Raw genomic sequence first — 24,635 nt, forward strand, 5'->3', positions numbered from 1 at the left:
GGCGCAGGCGGTGGCAACGGAAATTCAATATTGTGCAAAGGTTTTGCGTGGAATGATGAAGCAGGAGCGGGCGCGGCGAGAGGCGTGAAAAAATGAGATATAACGGATAGGAATAATTAAGAAGGGAAGGGCGAGCCGCAGCTCGCCCCCGTGCATCAGAATGCCAGCACCAGACCGGCAATCGCGGCAGAAAGCACGCTCACCAGGGTAGAGCCGTACAGCAGCTTCAGACCAAAGCGGGAAACCACATTGCCTTGTTCTTCGTTCAGGCCTTTAATCGCACCAGCAACAATGCCGATAGAAGAGAAGTTGGCGAAAGAAACGAGGAACACCGACAGAATACCTTCCGCATGCGGAGAGAGCTGGCCGGCAATTTTTTGCAGATCCATCATCGCCACGAATTCGTTAGATACCAGTTTGGTCGCCATGATGCTGCCAACCTGCAACGCTTCGTTAGACGGCACACCCATCACCCAGGCAAACGGGTAGAATACATAACCCAGCACGCCCTGGAAGCTGATGCCGAAAATCACATCAAACAACGCATTCAGGCCGGAAATCAGGGCGATAAAGCCGATCAGCATAGCGGCAACGATAATCGCCACGCGGAAACCGGCCAGGATGTATTCGCCCAGCATTTCGAAGAAGCTCTGACCTTTGTGCAGATCCTGCAATTGCAGATCTTCTTCACTATCAACGCGGTACGGGTTGATCAGCGACAGCACGATAAAGGTACTGAACATGTTCAGCACCAGCGCGGCAACGACATATTTCGGTTGCAGCATGGTCATGTAAGCACCCACGATTGACATCGACACCGTTGACATCGCGGTGGCGGCCATGGTGTACATGCGGCGCTGTGACATTTTGCCGAGGATATCCTTATAAGCGATAAAGTTTTCTGACTGTCCCAGAATCAGAGAGCTGACGGCGTTAAAGGATTCCAGCTTGCCCATGCCATTGATTTTTGACAGCACGGTCCCGATGCCACGAATCACCCATGGCAGGATGCGGAAATGTTGCAAAATACCGATCAGGGCAGAGATAAAGACGATCGGACACAGAACATTAAGGAAGAAGAAGGCGAGGCCTTTTTCATTCATGTTGCCGAACACGAAGTTGGTGCCTTCTGCTGCGTACTTCAGCAGATGGTCAAACAGGCCAGCAAACCCTTTTACGAAGCCGAGGCCGGCTTCAGAGTTCAGGAAGAACCAGGCAAGCAGAACTTCAATTACCAGAAGCTGAACGATATAGCGAATACGGATGCTTTTACGATCGTGACTGACCAGCAAGGCCAGCACGGCTACCACCACCAATGCTAAAAGAAAGTGCAAAATATGGGACATGTCGGCTCCAAATTTGAGGAGGGTTGTATTTTGCTGCGTATTCTATGTAACGCGTTACTTAAAAACGAGATCTAAACCACATTATAAGTATTCGGTATCGACATATTTCTCGGATAAGTCTCAGCCATCACAAGTTCTTCACACCTCCTTTACAAGAAAAATAACCACAAAGGGATTGTCTATAAAATAAGCCGAGGGTAGATTGAATCCTGTTGTGTAAATTTTGGCAAAACCTGGCTTTACCGCAAGGTATAGCAAAGGCTATACTTTATAGCACTATCTATTAAAGCGATAACTATAACCATATTTCACTTGCCTTGAATGCCCCGTAACCTGTGCGGGTAAACAAGCGTTAAGACAGGGTCAAAAACTATGTCAGAAAGCCGCACCGCAGAGCGCGCCGCTCGCGGAGCCAGAAAGGTTAAACTTGCGTTGCTGGGACCGGCCTTCATCGCGGCCATCGGTTATATCGATCCTGGTAACTTTGCCACCAATATCCAGGCGGGGGCTGCTTACGGCTACAAATTGCTGTGGGTGGTGGTCTGGGCAAACATTATGGCTGCGCTGATCCAACTCATGTCGGCCAAGCTGGGTATCGCCACCGGCAAAAATCTCGCGGAACACATCCGTGACCGCTTTCCGCGTCCGGCAGTGTGGTTCTACTGGGTTCAGGCCGAAATCATCGCCATGGCCACCGATTTAGCGGAATTTATTGGGGCTGCACTCGGCTTTAAGTTGTTACTGGGTATCTCACTATTGCAGGGGGCGGTGCTGACAGGCATTGCCACTTACCTGATTCTGATGCTGCAAAATCGCGGGCAAAAGCCACTGGAACTGGTGATTGGCGGCCTGCTGATGTTCGTCGCGGCGGCTTATATTGTTGAGTTGTTCTTCTCACAGCCGAAGGTCAGTGAACTTATCACCGGCATGGCGCTGCCATCGTTGCCGACTTCTGATGCAGTGTTCCTCGCGGCCGGTGTGCTGGGGGCGACCATCATGCCGCATGTGATTTATCTGCATTCGGCGTTGACCCAATATGGTAATCAGGGCACCAAAGGACAGCGTTACTCCTCCACCAAACTGGATGTGGCTATCGCCATGACCATTGCCGGATTTGTTAACCTGGCGATGATGGCAACCGCCGCGGCAGCCTTTCACTTTAGTGGCCATAGCGGGATTGCCGATCTTGATCAGGCCTATCTGACGTTGCAACCGTTGTTAAGCCACGCAGCGGCGACGGTATTTGGTTTGAGTCTGGTGGCAGCCGGTCTTTCTTCCACCGTGGTTGGCACGCTGGCCGGGCAGGTGGTGATGCAGGGGTTTATCCGTTTTCATATCCCGCTGTGGCTGCGTCGCACCATTACTATGCTGCCTTCCTTTATTGTTATCTGGGCTGGCTGGGATCCGACACGGATTCTGATACTCAGCCAGGTGTTGCTGAGTTTTGGTATCGCACTGGCGCTGGTGCCGCTGCTGTTTTTCACCGGCAATCGTGAGCTGATGGGTGAGGAGATGGTCAACTCACGTGTGATGCAAACTATTGGCTGGGTGATTGTGGTGCTGGTGGTGGCGCTGAATATCTATCTGCTGGTCGGGCAGGCGCTGGGGTTATAAAAAAAGGTGCGCATCAAGCGCACCCCGACAGATCATCGATGGTCATGATGACCAGGTCCACGACCATGGTCGTGACGATGTTCATAACGCCAGCGTTCATGGCGACGACGTTCACGTTCACGCTCCCACGCCTGATGACGACGCCACTCTTCATGACGCCACCAGCGATGGTCCTGGTAGCGATAACGATCGTTCCACCAGCGCGGTTCGCGCCAGCGACCACCGTCCCAGTAATAACCACGATTATCGCGATCGCCTAATTGCAGGGTGATGCCGGGTGCCAGGTTAATGGTGGCGCCACTGGCATGGGCTGAGTGTAGGGCCAGGGGTGACAGCGTTGCCAGCAAAGCGGCAAACAAAATTCCACGTTTCATAATTCTCCTTTCCGGCAACTTATCGGTTGCTGCCGTTGCGCTAGTTTGCCATATCGAACCAGTAAAGCTTTAAGAACTGGTCTGAAAGCGCTGAGGAATTTCTGAAATAAGAGTTTTCTGCTGAGGACGTCGCCCGGCGCTGGCCGGGCGGGAAAGCGGTTACATCAAAATTGCGGCGATAGCCTGAAGTTCTTCCTGGCTCAGCTCCGGCTGGCTCAGCATGTCAACAGCGTCATCAATTTGCGCGGTTTTACTGGCACCAATTAATACCGAGGTGATACGCGCGTCACGCAGCACCCAGCTCAGCGCCATCTGCGCCAGCTTCTGCCCACGTTGCTGGGCGATGGCGTGCAAGGCGCGAACTTTCACCATTTTTTCCTGCGTCAGCTGATCTTCACGCAGGAACTTGCTGCCACTGGCCACACGCGAATCTTCGGGAATGCCCTGCAAATAACGGTCAGTCAGCACGCCACCAGCCAGCGGCGAGAACGCGATACAACCCACACCATTCTCACCCAGCACATCCAGCAAGCCCTGTTCCGGCGCGCGTTCAAACATCGAATAACGTGGCTGATGAATCAGGCAGGGAGTGCCCAGGTCACGCAGGATGGCAATCGCTTCGGCGGCTTTCTCTGCCGGATAGTTTGAGATCGCGGCATACAGCGCTTTGCCCTGGCGTACCACCTGATCCAGCGCGCGCATGGTTTCTTCCAGCGGCGTTTCGGGATCCGGGCGGTGATGATAAAAGATATCGACGTACTCCAGTCCCATTCGTTTCAGGCTTTGATCGAGACTGGAAATCAGATATTTGCGTGACCCCCAGTCACCGTAAGGGCCGTCCCACATGGTGTAACCGGCTTTGGTGGAGATCACCAGTTCATCGCGGTAGCCACGAAAATCTTCCCGCAGAATGCGGCCAAAATTCTCTTCCGCTGAACCCGGCGGTGGCCCGTAGTTATTCGCAAGGTCGAAATGCGTGATGCCACGGTCGAAGGCATGACGCAGCAGCGTGCGGCTGTTATCAACCCGGGTGCTATCACCAAAGTTGTGCCACAGGCCGAGAGAAATTGCGGGCAATTTCAGGCCACTACGTCCACTGCGTCGATATTGCATCTGTTGATAGCGTTCGGGATGGGGAAAAGCACTCATGCAGCGTTCCTGTCGCAAAGGGAAAGTGTCATTAGCATAGCAGTGTATACGTTTACACAAATGGCGAACGCGCGGGGGATCGCAACTTACGGATTTTTCCCTTTAGTAACGTTACCTTGACAGATCATTCTGAGTAATTATGGTTAAAATCCAACCAATTCAGTCTCATCGGTAATACTCCTTATATAACCCACAAAGGAGTAGCTGCGCATGAAAACGTTTAAAGTTGGCGAATACTTGTTGTTGCGTTTACAGCAGGCGGGCATCCGGCATCTGTTTGGGGTACCGGGCGATTACAATTTACAGTTCCTGGATAGCGTGATTGATCATCCGGAGATGACCTGGGTGGGCTGTGCTAATGAGCTGAATGCGGCTTATGCTGCGGATGGCTATGGCCGCTGCAACGGTGCGGCCGCACTGCTCACCACTTTTGGCGTTGGCGAGCTGAGCGCGATTAACGGGATTGCCGGAAGCTACGCGGAATATGTTCCGGTGATCCATATCGTTGGCGCGCCAGCCAGCGAAGCACAACGACAGGGTGATTGCGTCCATCATTCGCTAGGTGATGGCGATTTTCGCCACTTCAGCCGTATGGCGGAAGAAGTCAGCGCCGCGACTGCGGTGCTGACGGTGGAAAATGCGGTTCAGGAAATTGATCGTGTGATCAGCGAGGCACTTCATCAGCACCGGCCCGGTTATTTATTGATGGCGGTGGATGTGGAGCAGGCGGAGGTGGAGGTGGAACTGCCGCAGCTGCCATCCTCTGTTAGCACCCCTGCTTCGGCGGCCGAGGCGTTTGCGCAGGCTGTGGAACGATTACTGGCTCCAGCACAGCGCGTGGCGCTGCTGGCCGACTTCCTTGCATCACGCTGGCAATTGCAGGCACAGCTGGCAGCATTGCGCCAGATACGTGCTATTCCAGCCGCCACCTTATTAATGGGCAAAGGGGTGCTGGATGAACAGCAGCCCGGTTTTGTGGGCACCTATGCCGCTGAAGGCAGTACGCCGCAGGTGCAATCGGCGATTGAGGAGACGGATGTCACGATCTGTGTCGGGGTGCGCTTCACCGATACCTTGACCGCCGGTTTTACTCAGCATCTGCCAGCCGCCAGACTTATCGATCTGCAACCTTTCCATGCAGTGGTGGCGGGGGAAACTTTTGCCCCGCTGACCATGGCACAGGCGCTCAGTACACTGGAGCCACTGTTCCGGCAGTACGGGGCGCAATGGGCACTGGGGCAGACTCCGATCAGTACCTGCGAGCCGGTTGAGGACGCGCTAATCACGCAAAATGCTTTCTGGCAGACGATGCAGCAGTTTCTGCAACCTGGTGATATTATCCTGGCCGATCAAGGCACTGCCGCCTTTGGTGCTGCGGCGCTGCGGTTACCACAGGATGCGCAGTTGCTGGTACAGCCACTGTGGGGATCGATTGGCTATACTTTACCGGCAGCCTTTGGTGCGCAAACCGCACAACCGGATCGCCGCGTGATTTTGATTATCGGCGATGGCTCGGCGCAGTTAACCATTCAGGAACTGGGCTCGATGCAGCGCGATGGTCAGCAACCGATTATTTTTCTTCTGAATAATGAGGGCTATACCGTCGAGCGGGCGATACACGGTGCGCATCAGCGTTACAACGATATCGCCCAGTGGAACTGGACCGCGCTGCCGCAGGCACTCAGTCTGGAGGGCGCCGCGCAGAGCTGGCGCGTGAGCGAAACGGTGCAGCTGGAAGGCGTGATGGCGTTACTGGCGCGTAACGAGCATTTGTCGCTGGTGGAAGTGGTGCTGGATAAAGACGACCTCCCGCCGTTGCTACGTAAGGTGACAGCCTCGCTCCATCAGCGCAACGGTGGCTGAGTTTCGGACAGTTGCCTCTGTGCAGTTAGCCAGGTGCGTGCCAGTATGTGGCCGCACCTGAGTGAATACGCCCATCCGACGCACTGATGGGCGTTGTTGTTTTATTGGCAGGCTTTTATAGTGTCCTGCAATTATTTATGACCCAAGCGGAGCAGCAGAAGAATGACAAAATACGCCCTGGTCGGCGATGTGGGTGGTACCAATGCCCGTCTCGCCCTGTGTGAGGTGGAGACCGGTGCCATCTCCCAGGCCAAAACATTCTCAACATCAGACTATGACAACCTTGAAGCGGTCATCCGTCACTATCTGGATGAGCAGAAACAGGATATCAAAGATGGTTGCATCGCCATCGCCTGCCCGATTACTGGCGACTGGGTCGAAATGACCAACCATGACTGGGCTTTCTCCACGAAGCAGATGAAAGAGAGCCTCGGTTTTGCCCACCTGGAAATCATCAATGATTTCACCGCGATATCGATGGCGGTGCCGATGCTGGCAGAAAACGATGTGATTCAGTTCGGTGGCAAAGCGCCGGTGCAGGACAAACCGATCGCCATCTATGGTGCAGGCACCGGGCTTGGCGTCAGCCATCTGGTGCACGTAGATAAGCGCTGGGTGAGTCTGCCGGGTGAGGGCGGTCATGTTGATTTCGCGCCTAACAGCGAAGAAGAAGCCGAGATTCTGGAAGTGCTGCGGGCGGAGCTGGGCCATGTCTCAGCGGAGCGCGTGCTGTCTGGTTCCGGGTTGGTCAACCTGTACCGCGCCATCGTTAAATCAGATCAGCGTGAACCCGAAAACCTGAAGCCGAAGGATGTTACCGAACGCGCACTGAAAGACAGCTGCATTGATTGCCGCCGCGCCCTGTCACTGTTCTGCGTCATTATGGGACGTTTCGGCGGCAACCTGGCGCTCAACCTGGGCACTTTTGGCGGTGTTTATATCGCTGGTGGCATTGTGCCGCGTTTCCTCGACTTCTTTAAAGCCTCGGGTTTCCGTGCGGCCTTTGAAGATAAAGGCCGTTTCCGCGATTACCTGGTGGATATTCCGGTCTATATGATCACCCACGATCAGCCGGGTCTGCTCGGTGCCGGTGCTCACCTGCGCCAGACATTGGGTCGCGTGCTGTAATTCCTCTCAGGCGAACGGTGTCAACATGCCGTTCGCCTTACAAACGCATCAATTGCCGGAAGGCCTTCACTTTGCTGCGGCTCACTGGGACCTGCGCGTCCAAATCACGTAATTTCACCAGATAGGTATTGTTGAACCAGGGTTCAATTTCGCGAATTTTACTCAGGTTGACGCAGTACGAACGGTGGCATCGAAAGAAGGCCGATTCGGGCAGACGGCTGCAAAACTCACTGATGGTCATCGACATCACGTAGGCTTCGCGCCGGGTATACACGAACGTCAGCTTCTCGTGCGCTTCGACATAATAAATATCGTTGATGTCGGTCACGATGATGCGCTCATCTTTAACCAGATTCACGGTCTGCGGAACCGTGGATTGCGGATTGCTGGCTGGTGATTGCTGCTGTTGCCAGCTGGCTTCCAGTTTGTTGAGCATGGTGATAATGCGCGACTCATGATACGGCTTCAGGATGTAGTCAAAGGCTTCCAGCTCAAAGGCTTCCACTGCATGTTCTTTCCATGCGGTGATAAACACGATCAACGGCTTGTGCGCGAACTGATTAATATTTTGTGCCAGCAGCATGCCATCCAGGGACGGGATATTGATGTCGAGGAAAATCACATCGACACGGTGGTTTTGCAGATATTTCAGCACTTCCAGCCCGTCATCAAAACAGGCTTCAATACTGATCTGGCTATGATGCTGAATCATCCAGCTCAGTTCCTGCTGTGCCAGGAATTCATCTTCGACAATGATGGCTTTCACGCTGAGGTTTCCTGGCTGACGAGCGGTGTGGGCAACCGGTGGCCATTTTTGCTAAGGGTAAAGGAAATTTCGGTGCCGGGCTGATGACGCACAATGGTTAATCCCTGGCCGGATAGCAGTTTCACCCGATGATGGACATTAAGCAGACCGATTTTATTCCCTGGCATTTCATCCCGCGCCACGCGTGCCATCACGTCATCGCTAATACCGGCACCGGTATCGCGCACCGAAACCCGCACCTGGTCGCCCAGGTCTTTCACGCTGAGCGTGACCACCCCTTTACCCCGGCAGGGCTGGATGCCATGCACAATGGCATTCTCCACCAGTGGCTGGATCAGCAGGCTGGGCAGGGTGAAATGCAGGTCTTCATCAACATCGTAAATCATCGACAGTTTGTCACCGAAGCGCGCTTGCTCAATCGCAATATAATCCTTCACCTGCCACAGCTCTTTCTTGATATCGATAGGCTCGTCGTCATTCAGTTCCAGGTTGTAGCGCAGATAGCGTGACAAATTGATCACCAGCTGGCGGGCGGTATCGGGATTGAGGCGAATCGAGGCGGAGATCGCGTTCAGCGCGTTAAACAGGAAATGCGGGTTGATCTTGCTTTGTAACGCACGTAGTTCGGCTTTGTTTGCCATCTCGCGCAACTGCTCGGCGCGCGACACTTCCAACTGGGTGGAGATGATCTGCGACAGCCCAACCGCCATCTCTTTTAGAGAACCGGTGATGCGATGCGCGCGGCGATAATAGATTTTTAGCGTCCCGGTAACTTCCCCTTTTTCCCAAAGGGGAATAACCAGCATTGAGTGGATATCTTTGGTACGGTGTGCCTCGTCATTATTTTTAATGATAATTTTTCGGCTGGTGATCGCCTGAGCGGTGGTGGGGCTAAGGCCGTCATCACCATCGTGATAGTTCTCTTCGCCGTAGCCGACATAGGCAAGAATCTGTTTGGTATTGGTGATTGCCACCGCATCTGCATGAATTTCGCTGCGAATGATGTCGCAAATCTGGTGCAATGAATCGCTGTTGACCTGGCGAAACAGTGGCAGCGTTTTGTTCGCAATCTCCAGCGCCAGCTTGGCCTGGCGCGCCGCAATCGCTTCTTTTTCCCCTTCAACGCTCTGCACCAGCAACACAATTAACCCGATGCTGGATGCGCCAAGGATCATCGGCAGTGCAATCTCAGAGACAATATCGAGGCCGAGCGTCATCGGTCTGGCCCACAGCACAATCAGCAGCATGGTCAGGGTTTCACACAACATGCCGCCGAGAATACCGGCGCGCCAGCGCTGCTCTTTGCTGACCCGGCGATTAATCACGCCTGAAGCGATACCGGCAATGATGCTGGTGATCAGACAGGGAATTGAGGTAATGCCATGAATATCAATAAGAAAACGGTGTAACCCGGCAATGACGCCTGTGGCGATGCCGACCCAGGGGCCAAATAAAATGCCGCCCGACATCACCGCAATCACGCGTACGTTAAGCAGTGAACCATCGACATCAATACCTGACCAGGTGCTGAACAGGGCGAATAGCGAAAAAATCGCCGTTACTACCACTTTTTCCTGGCGTGAATGCTCATCTTTCTGCAACAACTGGCGAAACACCCGGGTGCGGGTGAGGAAAAACAGGCAAATCAGCATCAGTGCGGCGCGGTCAAAAACCGCCAGCAGCATGTCAAAGTGAGAGGGCACAGGCATCTCGTCGCTAACGAAAAAGGGTTAGGGGTATGATAAAAAATGTGATCGAGATCTGCCAGCACCCTGGCAGGCTGTGGGCACTTCTTATGGCCAGGATCAATTTTTACTCACCAAAATCCAAAAAGGGGAAAAGTTGAGTGGTAAAAAGAGGATTATTTTTTCCCGGTGGTTGCGACTTCCTGTCACTGGTCCGATTTGCTATGTTGGCCTAAGCCTTTTTCGGAGTGCAGCCATGCAATTAGTTACTGCTCGTTTGACCCTCAGCCGGTTACAACCGGAAGACTGGCAGATTTTTAAAGCGGTTCACGAAGATGCCGCCACCATGACCTGGGTAAGTGAGATCCCCGACGAAGAGGATATCCGCCAGCGCTTTACCGAACGCCTTGCGCCCTGGCTGGTCACCAGTTTCCATATGCTGTGTCTGGTGGCCCGTCTGCGTGACAGCGGGGAGGCCATCGGCCTGTTTGGCTGTAGCCCCGAATGGGAGCCGAATCGGCAGGCTGAAGTGGGTTACATGATGCTGCATCGCTTCACCGGGCAGGGTTATGGCAGTGAGGCATTGAGCGCGCTGTGCACCTTTTTGTTCCAGGCGGAATTTCATAAACTCAAAGCGCTGGTGGTGGAGGGGAATTGGCCGTCACGGCGCATTCTGGAGAAGAATGATTTCGTGCTGGAGGGGATTTTGCGGGATAATTATCTGCTAAATGGCCAATGGGTAAACGATTGGGTGCTCGGCCGCCTGAATCCGCAAAATTAAAAAAATTATCTTCGGCGCTCGACAATGCGGTTATCGCCGCGTTATGTTCTTGGTTCGGTCACAGCAGTGACCCACGTCGCTCGGACGGTCCGGGCGCTAACGTACTCCAGAGGACATCATGGCTGATAACAGCACACCCCGTCGTTTTTCCCGTATTGAACGCCTTCCCCCTTACGTTTTTAACATCACCGCTGAATTGAAGATGGCTGCGCGTCGGCGCGGCGAAGACATCATCGATTTTTCGATGGGGAACCCGGATGGCCCAACGCCGCCGCATATCGTGGAAAAATTGTGCCAGGTGGCACAGCGCGACGACACCCATGGTTACTCCACCTCGAAAGGTATTCCGCGTCTGCGCCGCGCTATTTCGCGCTGGTATGCGGACCGTTATCAGGTGGACATCGATCCGGAGTCCGAAGCCATTGTCACCATCGGTTCGAAAGAGGGGCTGGCGCATCTGATGCTGGCAACGCTCGACCACGGTGACACCGTGCTGGTACCGAATCCCAGTTATCCCATTCATATCTACGGCGCGGTGATTGCCGGTGCACAGGTGCGTTCTGTTCCGCTGGTGGCGGGCGTCGATTTCTTTAACGAGCTGGAACGCGCAATTCGCGAAAGCTACCCGAAACCGAAGATGATGATCCTCGGCTTCCCGTCGAATCCGACCGCGCAGTGCGTCGAGCTGGATTTCTTTGAGCGGGTGATTGCGCTGGCGAAACAGTACAACGTGCTGGTTATCCACGATCTGGCCTATGCCGACATTGTTTACGATGGCTGGAAAGCGCCGTCTATCATGCAGGTGCCGGGTGCACGCGATGTGGCGGTGGAGTTTTTCACCCTGTCAAAAAGCTACAACATGGCGGGCTGGCGTATCGGCTTTATGGTCGGCAATAAAGAGCTGGTCGCAGCGCTGGCGCGTATCAAGAGTTACCACGATTACGGCACCTTTACACCGTTGCAGGTGGCAGCGATTGCTGCACTGGAAGGCGATCAGCAATGCGTTCGTGATATCGCTGAACAATACAAACGTCGTCGTGATGTGCTGGTGAAAGGGCTGCATGAAGCGGGCTGGATGGTGGAGATGCCGAAAGCGTCAATGTATGTCTGGGCGAAAATTCCTGACCACTATGCGCACCTTGGCTCGCTGGAATTTGCCAAACTGCTGCTACAGGAAGCCAAAGTGTGCGTGTCACCGGGTGTCGGCTTTGGCGATTACGGCGATACTCACGTACGTTTCGCGCTGATCGAAAACAGCGACCGTATTCGTCAGGCGGTGCGGGGCATTAAAGCGATGTTTCGTGCGGATGGTATTTTGCCGGGAACGCTGAAAGCAACAGAAGAAGAGTAGAATTTTTAAGTAAAGGGCGACAGATTTGTCGCCCTTTCTGACTTACTGGTGGCTCTATAGCATCAGCACAAAGGTGCCGACCCAGATTAACAGGAAAAAAGAGATTCCCATCAAAGCGTATTTCACACAACAACTCCTCTGAGCGGTTACGACGATGGCGATCCCAGGCCAGCGTAACGCGACAGAATAAGAGAAAGGTGAAGTTCATAACCGCTGCACGCTTTTCTCTCAGGTCGTCCAGAGCAAACTCAGAACAGGATCGAACGTTAATTTACGCGTAATCTTTCCGAAAAGAAAGTGATCGGATCTGAGATATTTATCACGCTTTTACTGCACCTCAATTTGCGGGATCGCCGACATACCTACCCGTAATTGCGCCAGATCGGATTGGTTCGGATCCAGCACGATTTTTACCGGCAGACGCTGAATCACCTTAGTATAGTTGCCTGTCGCGTTATCCGGCGAAATGGCGGAAAAGGTCGCGCCTGTGGCCGGGGCGATGCTGTCAACGTGACCGGAAAACGTTTTGCCGGGCAGGGCATCCACCCGCACCGTTACCTTCTGACCCTGGCGAACATCTGTCAACTGAGTTTCCAGAAAATTGGCGGTGATATAGGTTTGCTGCAAGGGTACCACCGCCAGCAAACGGGTACCCGCCGTGACATAGGCCCCGAGACGGACCGAACGCTGCCCGACCATGCCATCAACCGGTGCGACAATCCGCGTATAAGACAGGTTTAACTGCGCCTGATCGACACTGGCCTGCGCTGCACTGACATCCGCTTCAGCCTGACGTAATGCCGCATGCAACACTCCCACCTCCTTGATCGATGCGGCGAGAGCCGCTTCGCTCTGGCGTACCGTGGCAGCGGCTGAACGCTGGGTTGACGTCGCTTTTTGCTGCTCGTCGGCCGCAATGGTGCCGCTTTTATACAGGCTGTCGTAACGTGCGGCACTCTGCCCGGCATACTGCGCAGAAGCCTGGCTGGCTGCCAGCGTGGCTTTGGCCTGGTCGATGCTGGATTGCTGCTGATCCAGCTGTGCCTGGCTGCTCAGACGCTTGGCTTCGCTCACCTGTAGATTGGCTCTGGCGGTTTCCAGTGCGACGCGGTAATCACGATCGTCCAGCGTGGCCAGTAATTCCCCGGCTTTGACGCGCTGGTTATCCTGCACATTGACGCTGGCGATATAGCCGGAGACTTTCGGTGCCACCAGCGTGTAATCGGCATTGACGTAAGCATCATCGGTTTGATGATCGTTGCGGGTCATGGCCGACCAGACAAAAAAAGCCATCACCAGCAACAGCAGCAGTAAGGCGCTCAGCAGCACCGTTCTCTTCAAAGCAAAAGCACGCATATTATTTATCTCGACGTGTTTGTAACAGGTTGAATCAGGGTTTGTGGCGGCCAGACGCGTTTTGGCAGCCAGACGGTAAGCAGCAGCATCAGTGCGGCGAAACCGATCAGCATCAGATAGCTATCACTCAGGCTCAGCACCATCGCCTGATGCTTGAGCAGGCTGGCGAAACCACTCAGGTTTTCACTGCTGCTGGCGCTGCCATCGGGGAGGAGTGGAAAACTGCTGCTAGCCTGGGCGCTGGTTGGTGCGGTCATCAGCCAGGAACGACTGGCGGCATTACCCACCAGGATATTGGAATGAAACTGTTCGCGATGGCTGATAAACCACTCCACCAGCGTACTGGCAGCGACACTGGAGAACCCACGTACGGTGTTGAACATCGCCGAAGCAAACGGACCTTCCGGCGGGGCTACCACGCTGGTGGCGCTCATCAGCACCGGCAAAATGACCATCGGTTGACCGAAAGCCTGCAAAATTTGTATCAGCCAGAAATTCTGTCGTCCCCAGTCGGTGGTGATCTGCATGCCCAGCAGGCAGGAGATGACCAGCAGCGCCACGCCAGCCGTCAACATCCAGCGGCAGTCAATCCAGCGGATATTCAGCAAGGCAGCAATCAATGGGGCGATCAGTAACTGTGGTAAGCCCACCGTCAGTGCCAGCGGTGCGAATTGCAGGGTGCGAAAACCTTCAATCTGGCCAAAGTAAGCGGAGGGCAGGGCAGAGCCGGACAGCGACAGAATCAGTACCCCCGCCAGCGCCAGCAGACCGTGCGCCAGATTGCGGCGCTGGAGCATCTGCAACTTAAAGATGGGTAGCGGGTGAAACCATTCATTAATAAAGAACACAATCAGCAATGCCGCTGCGCTGAATAATAGCGCGACGATTAACGGTGAGCTGAGCCAGTCCAGCCGTTCGCCCTGGGTCAGCGCCAGTACCAGCATGGCAATGCCGCTGCAACCGGTGAGCATGCCAAACAGATCCATCTGCTGGAAACGCTCGAAGCGCAGGGGATCCTGCGGCAGGCCCCAGCCGATCAGCAGCATGGCGACCAGCATGCTGGGGACAATCTGCCAGAACACAAACATCCAGCTGACATCATCGGTCCAGAAGGCAGCAAGGGTGGCAGCGAGATTGGGGCCGAAGGTGGCGGTCAGCGCATAAGCGCCGAGGCCGTAAAGTTTGATCGGCGGAGGTAAAAAACGCAGCGCTACCGTCATCAGTAACGGAGGCAGCGCGCCGCCGAATAATCCCTGAATGACGCGCAGGGTGATAAACAGCGTGGCATTGGGCAGCAGTGGTAACAGAAGGCCGGTAAGCATAAAGCCTGCTGACACCGTCAGCGCAAAACGACGTAACGAGAAGGTCACGGCAAACCAGGGGGCGATCATCATCGCGGCCACTTCGGCGGCCTGATAGGCGGAAATAATCCAGCTACCCTGATCGTAACTGATGCCGATGGCCGCACGAATATCCGCCAGCGCAATATCGGTGACACGATCGTTTAAACCGGAGGTGAGTGCGGCAATCAGTACCCCCACCAGACCGAGCGCAAGGCGCAGGGTAAAAGGATGAGGTGCCGGCGCCGCTGCAGGTTGGGCGTTCATAGCAGGAATCTCGTTATGTTGATGCAGTGTATTGCGATGTGATACAGCTCGCATATTACATCCCGGTATGTTGTATTGCAATGTGATACAGGGTGTAAAAGTGCGGTAATCGCGCTACAGTAGGCCAGGCCACAAAGGAACGAAATATGGTTGAATTCCCCTCCTGCCGTGAGGATGAAAAAGCGGGCGGCATTCAGGTCATTGCCCGCGCGGCAAAAATTTTAAATGCTTTGGGTGAGCATCCCGGTGGTATGAGCCTGGGGGAGATCGCTCAGGCGGTGGATTTGCCGCGCTCAACGGTGCAACGCATTATCGCCGCGCTGGATAACGCCCAACTGGTGCGCAGCAGCGGCGCAGGTGGCTTACGTCTCGGGCCCGCATTGCTGAAACTGATCTCCAGTGTGCACAGCGACGTGGTTGAAGTGGTACGTCCCTTCCTTGAACAACTTTCTGCTGCGACTAATGAAACCGTTTCGCTGGCGCGTGCCAGCGGGACGCAGTTGGCGATCGTCCATTATGTGGTGGCTTCGCGCGAACTGCGCGTGGTGCCTCGCATGGGACTGAACCTGCCGCTTTACAGCACCTCGGGCGGACGTGCCCTGCTGGCGCTGGAGAGCGATGATGATGTACGGGTTATTGTCGGTGAAGCGTATAAAGAGCTGACCGAAATGACGATAAAAACGCTGCCGCAATTGCTGGAGTTGATTGGCGAAGTCCGTAAAACCGGCTTCTCCTACGATCGTGGCGAGACGCTGGAAGGTATCTCCACCATGGCGGTGGCGATCGATACGTTATTTGGACGTTTTTCTATCTCACTACTGGTGCCAACGGCGCGTTTCCGTAAACATGAAGCGCGTTATTGTGAGGAAATCCTGAAGTGTAAAGAAGCGCTAACCCGCGAAATTGGCAAAATGACCGCTGTTGAAGGATAACCAAGAATGAAAACCTTGCTGATGGCCATAGATAACTCCCCGGTGGCGGAAAAAGTGATCGCCCTTACCATTGATCAGGCGCTGGCTCACCAGGCGCAGGTCGTGGTGTTGTGCTGCGTTGATCCCGCTTATTCATCCTGCAATCAGCCGATCGAGATCGATGCCGGTGAAGATCCGGATGATTTTCTGGTGGCAAAGGATGAACAGAATACCGCGGAAATGGTGGTGCGCCATGCACTTGCCCCCATACTGCGGGCTGGTGTGGCGGCCAAAGGGGTGATTCTGGCCGGTGAAGCAGCAGAAACCATTGTTGCGCAGTCGGCGGCGGTGCAGGCCAGCATGATCATCATGGGACGCCGGCATCTTTCGCCGTTTAACCGCCTGCTGAAAGGCTCGGTCAGTGCTGCCGTGATTGAACGTGCTAACTGCCCGGTTCTGATTGACGTTCGCAAGGATTAATAACCGCTCCATGCTCTCGCTTTTCCCTGTTACGCTGGCCGCCTTTGTGTTGCTGGCGGTGATCATTATTTTGCTGATACGTACCACCTCACTCCGTCTCTGGCAGGGGGTGGTGTTGTTCCTGTTACCGGTGTTGCTGGCGAATCTGCTGTGGTTTAGCTGGTTGCATCCGCGCCAGCAGCGACAGGCGCTGGCGGCTGAAGTTGCCAGCCAGCTCAGCCAGGCACCGGGGTATCGATTGCTGAAAACGCAGGAACCGGCGTTGTGGCAACTGCTGAACCATGAACTGTTGCACAAACGCCTGGCCGGGGTGCCGCCGGATGAAGCGCTGGGCGAAATGCGTGGCTGGCTGCTCGATCTGGTCAATCAGCGTCTGATGCGAGCCAGTGATGCAGCCATCATCAATTATATTTCCGTGTCGGTTGAGGAGATGAAGGCGCTGCAACAGCAGGATGCACAAACCTGTTTCCGCTTCCTCTATCCGCAGGTGATTGGCGGCATTAATTTGCAACGCGTGCTGTCACCGGCGCTGAATCAGCGTGATGCTCAGGCGCTGGATGAATTGTTGGCGCAGAGTACCGGTGATGATCAGGTCGTGGATAATCAGGCTGCGCAACGTGATTTGCAAAAAGTGGTGGAAACCCTGTACGGCAAATGGGGCGATCGCCTGCAGCAACTGAATATGCCAGCGGATACCACGGTGGATCGTTCAGCGATGTGTGCGATGTCGATTGACCTGTACAGCGGCATTCTGGCATTGCCTGCCAAACAAGCCGCCAATCTCCTGCGTAAAATGGTCAGCCTTACCGGATAGCGGGCAAAAAAAAGCCCGCTCAGCACGGGCATAAGGTCACAATCAGTCAGTCTCTTATTTATTCACCTGGTGTGGTGCCGACTTCGTTTTGTCTGAACACATCATGGCACTGCTGTGCTGATATGAATAACCGTTTGGTTTTATCAATTTGATTGGTAAAAGCTTGGTTTTGTGCAGACATTTCGCGCCTTAATCCTATGGAAAGGCGCTGTGCCGCCATTTACACTGCGGCATCGAATGAGGACATCATAATGAAAAAGTGGTTATTAGGCGCCATGGCGCTTTTAATGCTGACCGGCTGTAGTGTCAGCCAGCCAGGTGGATTTGAGCGTGTCGATGAAGATCCCAGTTCAAATACCGTTCAGTATCGCTACGATCCGCAGAAATTTAATCGCGATGCCATGGAAATGGATTTGGCAGAATATTGCAGCAAGCGTGGATTTGATAAAGTGGAATCGTTACCGGCGGAAGATAGTCATATTCCAGGACTAAAGAAAGCCTGGTATCAATGTAATTACGCGGTAAAAAGCTAAAAAACAGGGCGGGGTATTTCCCCGCCCTTTTTCTTTTTTATTATTTGCTGTGTGTGCTTTGCCCAATTACCACCGGCCATAACCCGGTCCGCCGTGGTGCCAGCCGCCGTGTGGCGGTCCCCAGCCGGGTCCACGCCCATGCCCATGTCCGGGATCAATAATACAACCACTCAGCATGACTATAACGGCAACAACGGACGCGACTTTTATTAATTTTTTCATGGAGAGTCCTCCTCTTTTCCAATGAGGCCAGATTACAGCGGAAAAGTGGAGCCAGGATGCAGCTAATGTAGAGTTATTTCTGGATCTATTTCTGAATATTACAGAACGGTGGGGGAATAGAGGGGGAGAAATATAAACCAATCGGAATAAGCTGAATACAGGATGATAATAACGCGATTACTCCGAAAAGCAAGCCTGAATAATATCTGTTCTCAATTAACGCACATCGTGCAGAACTGTGGGATACAAGCTAAAGTCAGGGCAGTTTAAATTAAGGAGAACATCATGGCGCGCGAAGTAAGAAATGTACTGGCATTGCAGGCGGAACTGGCTGAGTGCCCGCTATGGTCAACCCGGGAACAGGTGCTGTGGTGCGTAGATATTCTGGCCCCGGCGATTCACCGTTTCGATCCAGCCAGCGGTGAGTTGCGCAGCTTCCCACAACAGGAAGAGGTGGGATGTATCGGACTGCGCGAGCAGGGCGGTCTGATTGCCGCTTTGCGCAGTGGCGTCTGGCTGCTGGATGATGAAGGTAAACCGCAGCGTAAACTGGCGGATAATCCGGGAATCGCGGCCAAAAGCCGTTTTAACGATGGACGCGTGGATCCCTGGGGCAATTTCTGGTGCGGCAGCTTATGGGAACCACAGGATAAAAACGGTGGCCTGTTGTGCCGCGTTACCCCTGATGGTGCGCTGCGGGTGATGGCGCAGGATGTCAAAATCTCCAACGGGCTGGCATTCTCGCCGGACCGTCAATGGATGTATCACAGCGATACGCCGAATGAGGTGCTGTATCGCTACCCGCTGGATGCACAGAGCGGGGAACCGGGGGCACGGCAGCGTTTCCGGCAGTTTGACGCCAAAGGGGGATTACCGGATGGCGCTGCGGTGGATAGCGCAGGCTATTACTGGTCAGCCCTGTTTGATGGGGGGCGCGTGGTGCGCATTGATCCGGTGACGGCAGAGATTGTTGATGAGATTGCTTTGCCGGTGCGCTGGCCGACCATGGTGGCATTTGGCGGTGCAGACCTGAAGACGCTGTACATCACCTCATCGCGTGAGCATCGCACTGCGGAGGAGCTGGCACGTTATCCACAATCCGGCGATGTTTTTGCGGTGGATGTGACGGTGGCGGGGATTGCTGAGCCGTTATTCAAAGGTTAAGCAGCAGGATGCCGTGCCCGGGGGCACGGCATCGGGAGAAAACTTAGCTGCGATGCAGCACCGGTTCCTGCACATCGTGGCGCTGTGGCAGGCGGATGCTGATGGAGAGGAACAGAGAAATCACCAGCAGGGTCATAATCAGGCTGAAAGTGATGGTAAAGCCACCAAATACCGATGCCACCAGCGAACCCAGCACGCTGCCGATACCAAAGCCAAGATAAATCAGGCCATAGTTTTTGGTCAGGTTATTCAGGCCGAAGAAATCGCTCACCAGTGACGGGAACACGGTGATGGTGCCGCCGAAGCTGAATGCGACACAGGCCAGAGAGATAAAGAAGGTGGATTCATTCATATGAGTGAACAGCAGGATGCTCATGCCCAGCAGTGAAACCACCTGTGCCAGCGAAATCACCCGAATGCGCGCCATTTTATCGGACAGCACACCCAGAACCAGGCGGCCACTCAGATTGGCGATGGCAATCACGGTCACGGCGTTGGCGGCGGTAGCGGTACTGAGATGTACCAGACCTTCGCCGATATCTTTTGCTACGCCAATCACATACAACCCACTCATGCAGGCAGTCAGGAACATCAGCGCCAGCATCCAGTATTGCGGTAAGCGTACGGACTGCGCCAGGGTGTAGTCTTTAGCCTGCTGAACGGAAGCATTGTTGCTCTGCTGCACCGGCGCATCACGCATCAGCAACGCACCAATCACAATCATCACCATCGCCATAACACCCCAGATGATAAAGGTGTTTTCCAGTCCCTGAGTGCTGAGTAACGCGCCGCAGATAAATTTAAAACCCAGGCTGCCTAAACCGTAGGCACCAATCGCACAGGCGGAAATCACCCCTTTGCGCTCCGGGAACCATTTCACACAGTTGGATAAGGTCATCAGATAACCCGCGCCATCGGCCAGACCGACCAGCACACCGGCACTGAGGTACAGCATCATCAGATTATCGGCATGGGCGGTTAACCAGAAGCCCAGCGCCATCAACACGCCAGCACCAATGGTGACATTGCGTACGCCAAAGCGTTCCTGCAATTTGCCCGCCAGTGATGACGCAATCGCCAGGCCCAGGCTCAGTAAACCAAAGGAGAAAGCCACCTGGCTGACAGGTGCATCGAGCTTATGCGCCAGCTGACCATTAAACAGGCTCCAGGTGTAGACCGAACCCAGCGCAAATTGGGTCAAAATGGTGCCGGCAAGGGTAAGCCAGCGGGTACGTTGATAACTCGGTGTTGTGCTTTTCATTTTTTCTCTCCCATCCGGGAATTCGGAAACTGAGGCGATGATAAGCCCCCCTCGCGTACGCGTGTGGAGAAAGGGCGTGAAAGGCTGTGAGGGCGGAATGAAATGCAGCGAAACGGGTATGAACGACATTGCAGGCACAGGCGTGATGTCATCGCATGTGAAGCTATTGCTCCGTGTGATGAAATGTAACCAGATTCGTCCGTAGCGACGCTTTAGATGCAAAATGGTGAAGTTTTGCCAGGCTTAAAATTCACTTAACAGGAGGAAATATGAAAGACCGAGCATATGAATCCGCGTCCAGTGAGGATGAAGTTTGCTGCATCATCGGTCAGGCGGTGATCGAGTTAAGCGATGAGCATCAACCGGTGAATAAATCCACGCTGTCGTTGAAACTACTGGCAATGGCCGACCGCGACAGAGACGATGAACGCATACTGCTTTACTGGATCGCCAGAAAAGCGATCAATCAACCTCACCAGCTCAATATCGGCTTGCAGGGCTGGCGCTAAGAGGACGAGAGAGCGGGCGCAATGCCCGCTCTCGTGTATTACGCCAGACGCAGGCGTTTTGCCGCAGGCCAGCGTACAAACATCACCATATTGCCCGCCAGAATCATTACCAACCCAACAATCGCATTGCTATGCCATTGATAACCTTCATACAGGGTCGATAAGGTCAGTGCCACCAGTGGGAACAGCAAGGTACTGTAGGCTGCCTGACTGGCACCAATGCGACCCACCAGCGTGAAGTACGCGCCAAATCCCAGCACCGAGCCAAAAATCGCCAGATAACTCATCGCACCCAGCCATTGCAGATTGAACGCTGGTGCCAGCGAATCACCGTTCAGTACCGCGAGGACCGCCATGATCAGCGCGCCATACAACATGGCGTAACTGTTGGTGGTTAAGACATCACGCTGACGGCGCTGGTGGCGCGTCGAAATCATGTTGCCAAAGGAGAAACCCAGCGTGCCGAGGGCGCTTAACCCTACTCCCCATAATAATTGTGGTGCCGGATGGGCGGCGCGGATATCACCCCAGAACAGCGCAACAATACCACCCAATCCCAGGAGGGCGGCGGGCAACAGGCGGAACGAGGGGCGTTGACGGAAGAAGATCCAGCTGTTTAAGGCGTTATACAATACCGCCATCGAGAAAATAACCGATTCCAGCCCGCTGCTGATCCAGGCGGCGGCATGATAGAAACAGACAAAATTGAAGCCAAACACGCAGCAACCCTGTAACAGGCAGAACAGATGATCCTGCGCATCCAACTTTTTCAGGCGGCGAATCAGTTTCAGGATCACCAGCATCACCAGCGATGCCAGTAAAAAACGCCAGAACACCGCGACAAAGACCGGCGTGTTGGCCGCTTCCTGCTGTAAAAAAATGGCGATCCAGGTCGTCCCCCAAATCACCACCACCGCCAGATACAACATCAGGTTCATTTTGCCTACTCCACAACAAATTTGTGTTGAGTGTGCCGTGCTGATTCCCGGCTGGCTTGCATCCCCTTGCGAACGAATTGCAAAATCTTGCGCTTTTTCCCGTGGTGTCCCAATGTGGCCTGTTCTCTGTCCCGATGAATCCGTAAAATGCGGGTTATCAAATAAAGAGCGATCCTGACGATGCCCGACTACCAGACTTTTAACATGCTACAGCGACATAAAGCACAGCTGCGTGACAGCGTGCAGCTGAATAGTGGCATCAAGCTGGCGGCCTGGTTTAACAGTGGCGATCGCGTCACTAACCTCAGCGATCACCACACGCTCAGCCTATACACCGCAGATGGCTACGATACCTGGCATAAAACGCAGCACGGCTGGCGCAACGGTGGTGGGCCGGATCGTTTTTGCCTGATGCCGTCCGGCACCGAATCGGTATGGGACATCCGCGCTGACCTGTCGTTTGTGCATCTTTATTGCACCGACCAGCACTTACGGCAGATGGCGGAACAGATTTGGGACCGCGACGCGGCTCGCCTGAATCTGCATGAGAAAGTGTTCTCTGATGACGATCGCATTACCCAGCTGTATCGTCATTTCCTGCTCAGCACCGACTGGCAACAACCCGCCAATCAACTGATGCTCAGCAGCGCATCAACCTTACTGATGACGCACCTGTTGCAGCACTACAGTGATGTCCAGTGGCAGGCACCACAGGTGCGCGGTGGGCTGGCCCCGGTGGTGTTACGACGCATTCTGGCTTATATCGATGAACATCTGGATCAACCATTAACCCTGGCGCAGCTGGCGGGAGAGGCGGCATTGAGCGAGTTCCATTTCGCCCGCATGTTCCGTACCAGCGCAGGTATCGCCCCACATCAATATGTGATGCGTCGTCGTATGGATGAAGCACTGACACTGCTGAAGCATACCGCGCTGCCCCTCACGGACATTGCGCTGCGCTGTGGCTTTCACTCCTCCAGCCACTTCAGCAACCGCTTCCGTCAGTTGCATGGCGTGACGCCTTCGTTATGGCGGCAGCAGCAGGGGTGAGATCGTCTCGCGATACCCTCCAGGAAGGAATTGACTCTGCAACGTGATGAAACGCGGGATTTGTTCTGCGAGTCTCTTGGCATTTCACGTTTTTGCTGCGTTTTTTTGGTGATTTTTCTGCGGATGTCGTTAGCATAACAAACGATAACTCCAGGAATTATCACGGAATTTACAATGACAGCTAACATGAGGAGATCAGATATGGAAATACGGACGTCAAAGCAGGACGTGGATCTTGCCGCGATGAAAATTGATTTGGCGGTAATTAAGTCAAATTACATGACTCGTAGCGATCTTCATGAAGAAATTGGCAAACAAACAAAATGGCTGATGGCGAGTATGGTTACGACAGCCGGGCTTTCTCTGGCACTGGCGCGCTGGCTGTTTTGAATTTGGTTTTAAAAGGGCTGCAACCAGCCCTTTAATCACCTTCCCTGTAAGTCCTCATCCCTGATGTCATCAGATCTGCCGAAGAGCACAATTCACTTTTAACCACACATTTCGTTGGTGACGTAGATGTTATTCAGGTGGGATTAACAGGAAGGAAAGGCTGCTCATGGCGTTCCCTGCAGGGATCGAACCTGCAACTAGCCCTTAGGAGGGGCTCGTTATATCCATTTAACTAAGGGAACGTCGGCGCGCAGTATAACGTACCACCGACACGAATTTAACCGTGCGGCCACCGTTTGCTCAATATCTCGACAAATCAGAGGGATTTCTCACCTTTCCTTCCGCTTTTGCTCAGCGCGCGCTTTTGCTTTAGCCGCTTCACTCATGTCATTACGAATCTGGGCGTGGCTGATTAAGGCAAAAATCAGTGTGCCGCCCGTAATGTTACCGAGCAGCGTCGGCAGGGCAAAGGGCCAGAAAAATTCATGCCACGCGATGTTGCCCGCAAACACCAGATACAGCACTTCCACCGAGCCAACCACGATATGCGCCAAATCGCCCAGCGCGACCAGCCAGGTCATCATTACAATCACCACGATTTTCGCGCCACCCGCATAAGGGAACATCCACACCATTGTGGCGATGATCCAGCCGGAAATCACCGCATTGGCGAACATCTCAGCGGGTGGATTCTCCATCACTTTTTCACTGATGGTGGTAAATGCCTGGCGAGTGGCATCATCGAAAATCGGCATATGATTGAATGCCAGTGCACCCAGCGCCGTACCTATCAGGTTACCCGCCAGCACCACGCCCCAGAAACGTAGCAGCAACAGAAAATTCCCTGACGTGGGTTTGTGCATGACCGGCAATACGGCCGTGACGGTATTTTCGGTAAACAGCTGCTGGCGTGCCATGATCACAATGACAAAGCCGAAGGTATAACCCAGATTTTCAAGCAAAAAACCACCGGGCACACCTTGCAGATGTACCTGGAAAATGCCTTTAGCCATCAGGGATGCGCCCATGGAAAGGCCAGCAGCAATCGCCGACCACAACAGCGCCATACCATCCCGTTCCAGCTCTTTTTCCCCGTCCTGACGAATCTCTTCATGAATGGCTGCGGCACGTGAGGGCAGAGCATCCTCATCTACTTCAATCTCCGTTCCCTGATCTTTTTCCTTACTTTCTACATCGTTTTTGTCTTGTGAAACTGATGATGATGATTTCATGTTTTCCTCCGGTGATAATGCCGGTACGCAATAAGCGTAGCCGTTTTGCGCAACACCAATTTGTTACGTGAATTCAAAATAAGAGTAACAAGACTTTAACTGAGGTGATTT

The 24,635-nt window shown here is 54.0% G+C and carries 26 protein-coding genes and 1 tRNA gene; 13 read left to right on the forward strand and 14 right to left on the reverse strand.

Going from position 1 to position 24,635, the window contains the following annotated elements; translation table 11 throughout:
* Window positions 1–155: 155 nt before the first annotated feature.
* Complete coding sequence (locus RCF31_RS19015) at window positions 156–1,346, reverse strand: NupC/NupG family nucleoside CNT transporter (RefSeq protein ID WP_013509976.1); 1,191 nt, start codon at window positions 1,344–1,346, stop codon at window positions 156–158.
* A 372-nt stretch (window positions 1,347–1,718) separates the two neighbouring features.
* On the opposite strand from RCF31_RS19015, the gene RCF31_RS19020 reads away from it, so the two are divergent.
* Window positions 1,719–2,960, forward strand: coding sequence for an Nramp family divalent metal transporter (locus tag RCF31_RS19020; RefSeq protein WP_313682228.1), 1,242 nt, complete (start codon window positions 1,719–1,721; stop codon window positions 2,958–2,960).
* A 32-nt stretch (window positions 2,961–2,992) separates the two neighbouring features.
* On the opposite strand, the gene RCF31_RS19025 is transcribed toward RCF31_RS19020, so the two are convergent.
* A complete protein-coding gene (locus RCF31_RS19025; protein ID WP_416411978.1) occupies window positions 2,993–3,334 on the reverse strand; it encodes a DUF2502 domain-containing protein in 342 nt (113 codons plus the stop codon).
* 159 nt (window positions 3,335–3,493) lie between these two features.
* Window positions 3,494–4,483 carry an L-glyceraldehyde 3-phosphate reductase gene (gene mgrA / locus RCF31_RS19030; RefSeq protein WP_416411979.1) on the reverse strand — a complete coding sequence of 330 codons (990 nt, stop codon included), beginning with the start codon at window positions 4,481–4,483 and terminating at the stop codon, window positions 3,494–3,496.
* A gap of 210 nt (window positions 4,484–4,693) precedes the next feature.
* Here mgrA and RCF31_RS19035 point away from each other — a divergent pair, with 210 nt between their 5' ends.
* Entirely contained in the window at window positions 4,694–6,346 is a 1,653-nt protein-coding gene (locus RCF31_RS19035; RefSeq protein ID WP_416411980.1) for an alpha-keto acid decarboxylase family protein, read from the forward strand.
* 162 nt (window positions 6,347–6,508) lie between these two features.
* Window positions 6,509–7,474: a glucokinase gene (gene glk / locus RCF31_RS19040; protein ID WP_084876200.1), complete on the forward strand. Its 966-nt coding sequence runs from the start codon at window positions 6,509–6,511 to the stop codon at window positions 7,472–7,474.
* A 37-nt stretch (window positions 7,475–7,511) separates the two neighbouring features.
* Here glk and RCF31_RS19045 read toward each other — a convergent pair whose 3' ends face one another.
* Window positions 7,512–8,240: a LytR/AlgR family response regulator transcription factor gene (locus RCF31_RS19045; RefSeq protein WP_084876199.1), complete on the reverse strand. Its 729-nt coding sequence runs from the start codon at window positions 8,238–8,240 to the stop codon at window positions 7,512–7,514.
* On the reverse strand, window positions 8,237–9,925 hold the full coding sequence (locus RCF31_RS19050) for a sensor histidine kinase (RefSeq protein ID WP_299455268.1): 1,689 nt from the start codon (window positions 9,923–9,925) through the stop codon (window positions 8,237–8,239). Before RCF31_RS19050 ends, RCF31_RS19045 begins: the two co-directional genes overlap by 4 nt.
* Window positions 9,926–10,181: 256 nt before the next feature.
* Here RCF31_RS19050 and RCF31_RS19055 point away from each other — a divergent pair, with 256 nt between their 5' ends.
* Together RCF31_RS19055 and alaC are read left to right on the forward strand one after the other, a co-directional pair.
* Complete coding sequence (locus RCF31_RS19055) at window positions 10,182–10,706, forward strand: GNAT family N-acetyltransferase (protein ID WP_416411981.1); 525 nt, start codon at window positions 10,182–10,184, stop codon at window positions 10,704–10,706.
* A 118-nt stretch (window positions 10,707–10,824) separates the two neighbouring features.
* Window positions 10,825–12,057: an alanine transaminase gene (gene alaC / locus RCF31_RS19060; protein WP_084876196.1), complete on the forward strand. Its 1,233-nt coding sequence runs from the start codon at window positions 10,825–10,827 to the stop codon at window positions 12,055–12,057.
* A gap of 54 nt (window positions 12,058–12,111) precedes the next feature.
* On the opposite strand, the gene ypdK is transcribed toward alaC, so the two are convergent.
* From ypdK to RCF31_RS19075, 3 genes are all read right to left on the reverse strand, one after another.
* A complete protein-coding gene (gene ypdK / locus RCF31_RS19065; RefSeq protein ID WP_128178783.1) occupies window positions 12,112–12,183 on the reverse strand; it encodes a membrane protein YpdK in 72 nt (23 codons plus the stop codon).
* A gap of 201 nt (window positions 12,184–12,384) precedes the next feature.
* Entirely contained in the window at window positions 12,385–13,413 is a 1,029-nt protein-coding gene (locus RCF31_RS19070; RefSeq protein ID WP_416411982.1) for an HlyD family secretion protein, read from the reverse strand.
* A 5-nt stretch (window positions 13,414–13,418) separates the two neighbouring features.
* A complete protein-coding gene (locus RCF31_RS19075) occupies window positions 13,419–15,020 on the reverse strand; it encodes an MFS transporter (protein WP_299455187.1) in 1,602 nt (533 codons plus the stop codon).
* A 146-nt stretch (window positions 15,021–15,166) separates the two neighbouring features.
* On the opposite strand from RCF31_RS19075, the gene RCF31_RS19080 reads away from it, so the two are divergent.
* The 3 genes from RCF31_RS19080 to RCF31_RS19090 are packed head-to-tail and all read left to right on the forward strand — an operon-like array spanning window position 15,167 to window position 17,225.
* Window positions 15,167–15,952 (forward strand): IclR family transcriptional regulator, encoded by a 786-nt coding sequence (locus tag RCF31_RS19080; RefSeq protein WP_416411983.1) that lies wholly within the window; start codon window positions 15,167–15,169, stop codon window positions 15,950–15,952.
* 6 nt (window positions 15,953–15,958) lie between these two features.
* Window positions 15,959–16,411 (forward strand): universal stress protein, encoded by a 453-nt coding sequence (locus RCF31_RS19085; RefSeq protein ID WP_313682246.1) that lies wholly within the window; start codon window positions 15,959–15,961, stop codon window positions 16,409–16,411.
* A gap of 10 nt (window positions 16,412–16,421) precedes the next feature.
* Window positions 16,422–17,225: a hypothetical protein gene (locus RCF31_RS19090; protein WP_416411984.1), complete on the forward strand. Its 804-nt coding sequence runs from the start codon at window positions 16,422–16,424 to the stop codon at window positions 17,223–17,225.
* A gap of 58 nt (window positions 17,226–17,283) precedes the next feature.
* On the opposite strand, the gene RCF31_RS19095 is transcribed toward RCF31_RS19090, so the two are convergent.
* On the reverse strand, window positions 17,284–17,445 hold the full coding sequence (locus tag RCF31_RS19095; protein WP_416411985.1) for a hypothetical protein: 162 nt from the start codon (window positions 17,443–17,445) through the stop codon (window positions 17,284–17,286).
* 31 nt (window positions 17,446–17,476) lie between these two features.
* Here RCF31_RS19095 and RCF31_RS19100 point away from each other — a divergent pair, with 31 nt between their 5' ends.
* A complete protein-coding gene (locus RCF31_RS19100) occupies window positions 17,477–17,758 on the forward strand; it encodes a lipoprotein (protein ID WP_299455200.1) in 282 nt (93 codons plus the stop codon).
* A 66-nt stretch (window positions 17,759–17,824) separates the two neighbouring features.
* Here RCF31_RS19100 and RCF31_RS19105 read toward each other — a convergent pair whose 3' ends face one another.
* The gene (locus RCF31_RS19105) at window positions 17,825–17,980 is read right to left on the reverse strand and encodes a hypothetical protein (protein WP_299455202.1); all 156 of its coding nucleotides are present in this window, start codon (window positions 17,978–17,980) and stop codon (window positions 17,825–17,827) included.
* Between the two features lie 285 nt (window positions 17,981–18,265).
* Here RCF31_RS19105 and RCF31_RS19110 point away from each other — a divergent pair, with 285 nt between their 5' ends.
* Complete coding sequence (locus tag RCF31_RS19110) at window positions 18,266–19,144, forward strand: SMP-30/gluconolactonase/LRE family protein (RefSeq protein ID WP_416411986.1); 879 nt, start codon at window positions 18,266–18,268, stop codon at window positions 19,142–19,144.
* Between the two features lie 43 nt (window positions 19,145–19,187).
* On the opposite strand, the gene RCF31_RS19115 is transcribed toward RCF31_RS19110, so the two are convergent.
* Complete coding sequence (locus RCF31_RS19115) at window positions 19,188–20,405, reverse strand: MFS transporter (RefSeq protein ID WP_299455207.1); 1,218 nt, start codon at window positions 20,403–20,405, stop codon at window positions 19,188–19,190.
* Window positions 20,406–20,674: 269 nt separating this feature from the next.
* Here RCF31_RS19115 and RCF31_RS19120 point away from each other — a divergent pair, with 269 nt between their 5' ends.
* Window positions 20,675–20,914, forward strand: a complete 240-nt coding sequence (locus RCF31_RS19120; protein WP_416411987.1) for a hypothetical protein — start codon at window positions 20,675–20,677, stop codon at window positions 20,912–20,914.
* A 38-nt stretch (window positions 20,915–20,952) separates the two neighbouring features.
* On the opposite strand, the gene RCF31_RS19125 is transcribed toward RCF31_RS19120, so the two are convergent.
* Window positions 20,953–21,852: a DMT family transporter gene (locus RCF31_RS19125; RefSeq protein ID WP_416411988.1), complete on the reverse strand. Its 900-nt coding sequence runs from the start codon at window positions 21,850–21,852 to the stop codon at window positions 20,953–20,955.
* A 180-nt stretch (window positions 21,853–22,032) separates the two neighbouring features.
* On the opposite strand from RCF31_RS19125, the gene RCF31_RS19130 reads away from it, so the two are divergent.
* Together RCF31_RS19130 and RCF31_RS19135 are read left to right on the forward strand one after the other, a co-directional pair.
* Entirely contained in the window at window positions 22,033–22,902 is an 870-nt protein-coding gene (locus RCF31_RS19130) for a helix-turn-helix domain-containing protein (RefSeq protein ID WP_299455214.1), read from the forward strand.
* A gap of 201 nt (window positions 22,903–23,103) precedes the next feature.
* Window positions 23,104–23,292: a hypothetical protein gene (locus RCF31_RS19135; protein ID WP_084876187.1), complete on the forward strand. Its 189-nt coding sequence runs from the start codon at window positions 23,104–23,106 to the stop codon at window positions 23,290–23,292.
* Between the two features lie 167 nt (window positions 23,293–23,459).
* Here the strand turns inward: RCF31_RS19135 and RCF31_RS19140 are convergent.
* A tRNA-Arg gene (locus RCF31_RS19140) sits at window positions 23,460–23,534 on the reverse strand.
* Window positions 23,535–23,621: 87 nt separating this feature from the next.
* The gene (locus RCF31_RS19145) at window positions 23,622–24,524 is read right to left on the reverse strand and encodes a formate/nitrite transporter family protein (protein ID WP_416411989.1); all 903 of its coding nucleotides are present in this window, start codon (window positions 24,522–24,524) and stop codon (window positions 23,622–23,624) included.
* Window positions 24,525–24,635: the final 111 nt, after the last annotated feature.

The organism is Pantoea sp. App145 (assembly GCF_047947045.1).
In the GTDB taxonomy this organism is placed as follows: domain Bacteria; phylum Pseudomonadota; class Gammaproteobacteria; order Enterobacterales; family Enterobacteriaceae; genus Pantoea.

Bases quoted from the DNA above. Each gene is read 5' to 3' on its own strand.
- RCF31_RS19015 (WP_013509976.1), bottom strand. From the start codon at position 1,346: ATGTCCCATATTTTGCACTTTCTTTTAGCATTGGTGGTGGTAGCCGTG.
- RCF31_RS19020 (WP_313682228.1), top strand. From the start codon at position 1,719: ATGTCAGAAAGCCGCACCGCAGAGCGCGCCGCTCGCGGAGCCAGAAAG.
- RCF31_RS19025 (WP_416411978.1), bottom strand. From the start codon at position 3,334: ATGAAACGTGGAATTTTGTTTGCCGCTTTGCTGGCAACGCTGTCACCC.
- mgrA (WP_416411979.1), bottom strand. From the start codon at position 4,483: ATGAGTGCTTTTCCCCATCCCGAACGCTATCAACAGATGCAATATCGA.
- RCF31_RS19035 (WP_416411980.1), top strand. From the start codon at position 4,694: ATGAAAACGTTTAAAGTTGGCGAATACTTGTTGTTGCGTTTACAGCAG.
- glk (WP_084876200.1), top strand. From the start codon at position 6,509: ATGACAAAATACGCCCTGGTCGGCGATGTGGGTGGTACCAATGCCCGT.
- RCF31_RS19050 (WP_299455268.1), bottom strand. From the start codon at position 9,925: ATGCTGCTGGCGGTTTTTGACCGCGCCGCACTGATGCTGATTTGCCTG.
- RCF31_RS19055 (WP_416411981.1), top strand. From the start codon at position 10,182: ATGCAATTAGTTACTGCTCGTTTGACCCTCAGCCGGTTACAACCGGAA.
- alaC (WP_084876196.1), top strand. From the start codon at position 10,825: ATGGCTGATAACAGCACACCCCGTCGTTTTTCCCGTATTGAACGCCTT.
- RCF31_RS19070 (WP_416411982.1), bottom strand. From the start codon at position 13,413: ATGCGTGCTTTTGCTTTGAAGAGAACGGTGCTGCTGAGCGCCTTACTG.
- RCF31_RS19075 (WP_299455187.1), bottom strand. From the start codon at position 15,020: ATGAACGCCCAACCTGCAGCGGCGCCGGCACCTCATCCTTTTACCCTG.
- RCF31_RS19080 (WP_416411983.1), top strand. From the start codon at position 15,167: ATGGTTGAATTCCCCTCCTGCCGTGAGGATGAAAAAGCGGGCGGCATT.
- RCF31_RS19085 (WP_313682246.1), top strand. From the start codon at position 15,959: ATGAAAACCTTGCTGATGGCCATAGATAACTCCCCGGTGGCGGAAAAA.
- RCF31_RS19090 (WP_416411984.1), top strand. From the start codon at position 16,422: ATGCTCTCGCTTTTCCCTGTTACGCTGGCCGCCTTTGTGTTGCTGGCG.
- RCF31_RS19095 (WP_416411985.1), bottom strand. From the start codon at position 17,445: ATGGCGGCACAGCGCCTTTCCATAGGATTAAGGCGCGAAATGTCTGCA.
- RCF31_RS19100 (WP_299455200.1), top strand. From the start codon at position 17,477: ATGAAAAAGTGGTTATTAGGCGCCATGGCGCTTTTAATGCTGACCGGC.
- RCF31_RS19105 (WP_299455202.1), bottom strand. From the start codon at position 17,980: ATGAAAAAATTAATAAAAGTCGCGTCCGTTGTTGCCGTTATAGTCATG.
- RCF31_RS19110 (WP_416411986.1), top strand. From the start codon at position 18,266: ATGGCGCGCGAAGTAAGAAATGTACTGGCATTGCAGGCGGAACTGGCT.
- RCF31_RS19115 (WP_299455207.1), bottom strand. From the start codon at position 20,405: ATGAAAAGCACAACACCGAGTTATCAACGTACCCGCTGGCTTACCCTT.
- RCF31_RS19120 (WP_416411987.1), top strand. From the start codon at position 20,675: ATGAAAGACCGAGCATATGAATCCGCGTCCAGTGAGGATGAAGTTTGC.
- RCF31_RS19125 (WP_416411988.1), bottom strand. From the start codon at position 21,852: ATGAACCTGATGTTGTATCTGGCGGTGGTGGTGATTTGGGGGACGACC.
- RCF31_RS19130 (WP_299455214.1), top strand. From the start codon at position 22,033: ATGCCCGACTACCAGACTTTTAACATGCTACAGCGACATAAAGCACAG.
- RCF31_RS19135 (WP_084876187.1), top strand. From the start codon at position 23,104: ATGGAAATACGGACGTCAAAGCAGGACGTGGATCTTGCCGCGATGAAA.
- RCF31_RS19145 (WP_416411989.1), bottom strand. From the start codon at position 24,524: ATGAAATCATCATCATCAGTTTCACAAGACAAAAACGATGTAGAAAGT.